This window comes from Deferribacterota bacterium (assembly GCA_034189185.1).
Classification (GTDB): Bacteria; Chrysiogenota; Deferribacteres; order Deferribacterales; family UBA228; genus UBA228.
Window position 1 is genome coordinate 1 of sequence record JAXHVM010000218.1, and the last position, 2,573, is coordinate 2,573.

The 2,573-nt window shown below is 26.2% G+C and carries 3 protein-coding genes; all 3 read right to left on the minus strand.

Features of this window, described 5'->3' with window-relative positions; genetic code table 11:
• Window positions 1-490 (minus strand): glycosyltransferase (locus SVN78_10110; GenBank protein ID MDY6821960.1); only part of this gene is annotated, 490 nt, incomplete at its 3' end.
• On the minus strand, window positions 480-1,661 hold the full coding sequence (locus SVN78_10115; GenBank protein ID MDY6821961.1) for a glycosyltransferase: 1,182 nt from the start codon (window positions 1,659-1,661) through the stop codon (window positions 480-482). The genes SVN78_10110 and SVN78_10115, both read right to left, overlap by 11 nt.
• Before the next feature lie 246 nt (window positions 1,662-1,907).
• Window positions 1,908-2,573 (minus strand): hypothetical protein (locus tag SVN78_10120; protein MDY6821962.1); only part of this gene is annotated, 666 nt, incomplete at its 5' end.

Consider the following 2,573-nt stretch of genomic DNA (forward strand, 5'->3'; position numbering starts at 1 on the left):
TTAAAAACTTGTCTCTTATATGCGGTGTTGCTGTTATGATAATGTCAAACTTTTTACATGCATATTTCTCATAGATTTCAAAACATTTTGAAAGAAAAATTTTGGCAGGTTTATTTAGATACGGTTTTCCAAGTAGTTGTTTTGGTAAATCTTCATGAGCATCAAATATCACTTTTTTACCCATCTTTTTGAGTTTCAACCCCATAGGGATAAGCTCTGGGTCATGAAGGTGGTATATATCACTATCTAATTTTTTTGCTTTTTTAAAAATTTTTTGTACAGTTTTTGTCATTCGAGTTATTCTTCCCCTAGTTTTTGCTCCAACATCTATTATATTTACACTATTTTTAGACTCATTACCTTTGCCATCTGCTACTACTAAACTTACTTTATAGTTTTCATTTTTAGCTAAAGAACTACACATTTTTAAAAAAATTCGGGTATCATATCTCGAGTGCACTGATGTTAGATGTGCTACTTTAACAATCATTACTTAACCCTAACTTTGATATTATCGTCCGGTAATTTGAGCTGGCTTTTTCTGCAGTATAACTAAAAATAGTATTATAGGATTCATCTAATATTTTCAGCAAGTCATTTCTATAATAAGGATTAAAAATGAAATTTTCTAATAAAGAATAAAGCGTTTTTGTATCTCCTTCTCTAATCAAAAATCCATTCTTCTTATCTAAAACAATACCATCTATTCCCCAATTTTTAGTTCCAATTACTATACAGCCTTTTGCCATGGCTTCCAAATATACCAAACCAAAAGTTTCCGGGGCGCTAACCATAATAAATAAATCAGACTTTTCTAAAAATTTCAATGTTTCTGTATGTGGTAAAAAACCTTTAAAATAAACCCTGTCTTGAATATTCAAACTCACAGCTAATTTCTTCAATTTACTTCTCTCAGGGCCATCACCAATAATTGTATAAAACCATTCAATATTTTTTGATAATTTCGCCAAGGCTTTTAATACAATGTCAATATTTTTTAATTTAATTAACTTTGAAACAGTTACTATGCTTATTATTCCTCTATTCTTGATTTTTTCTTTTTTGTCAGCAAATTTTTTACTGTTTATTATATGTGCTTCGTCTATGCCAAAATAGGATATATAAGATTTATGTATATGCTCAGGAAACAAATCAATATATCGCTCATATATTGAATGTGATCTGCATATTATTAATTGTGATTTTTTGTATAAATCTTTTATTTTACTTTTATTAAATAAATCAAAAACATTTTTACTTTTATGTAATTTAATTTCACTCATGTGTATGCCAACTACAAGTGGTTTACCAACTTTCTGAGAATATTTATATGCAAGTATATGGTTTATAGGCATATCAGATATAATAAGATCCGGTGCAAAATCATAATCTTGAAGAATATGGTCAATATTGAAATTGGGGAAACAATACAGTTTAGGGACTTTAAGAACTGGTAACTCAACGCCATGAATACCTTCACAATTAAATGGGGTAAAATATTTTGAAATTTTAAAAAATGAAAAAAAGTTTACTGTCAATTTAGTTTTTACCACAAAAATATTATCTTTTGTCCAATACTTCACCAAATCATGCAAAGCCTTTGTCGTGCTGTTATCTGTAATTGATGTAGGATACAAATTAGTTATAATTAAAATGTTCAATATATGTCCCCAATATAATTTTTAATTACTTCTTTAGGATTATCCTTAGAGCCATTATTAACAACAATTACTTCAAATCTTTCTCTAGGATAACTCTAATTTCTCCTTGCAGAAAGACATTTTGAAAGACCCTCAGCATTAATATATAATGGTATAATAATTGATACATAAGGCGAAAAATCAATATTTTTCATATACTATATGTTAATTATCATAATATAAATGTAACAGATAAAATAAATCTAGTTAAATATTATAATTTAAAAATTTTATTTTTCTAATTATTTTATAAAATTTTTCTTTTAATTTATATGTAACAATCAATTTTGTAATAAAAGGGAAATATGATAAAATGTATTTTATTTTCCACTCAAGAGGAGCTTTTCCCAAAGGGCTTACAATTCTATAATATTTGCGAAATTCCTTTAAATTGTTTAGTTTATACACCGTTTTAAGAACATTAAAATAATAATACTCAGGTTTTTTAAAATATTTTATAATGTCTTTTTTAACCTCATATGCATTAAAGAGCTTATTAAAAAACATTTGCTCTAAATTCTTTGTCATATTCTGACTATGTAATCTATAAGCAAATAATGGATTGCCTAAATAATAAATATTATAATGTAGCGCAATTCTAACAATATATTCATAGTCTTTAACACAACGTAAATACTCTTTAAAATAACCAATGTTATTAAACAAATCCCTTGAAATCATAAGCGAACTAGGATAAATATGGATATTTATGAGGCAAATATCTAAAATAGGCACTATAAAATTTTTCTTAATCGAGCTTCTAATAATTTTTCCTTTCTCATCTATAATATCAACACCGCATATTGATACATCTAAATTATCTTCTAGCATTTTATTTAACTGTTTGTTAATTCTGTTTTCATAATAATAATC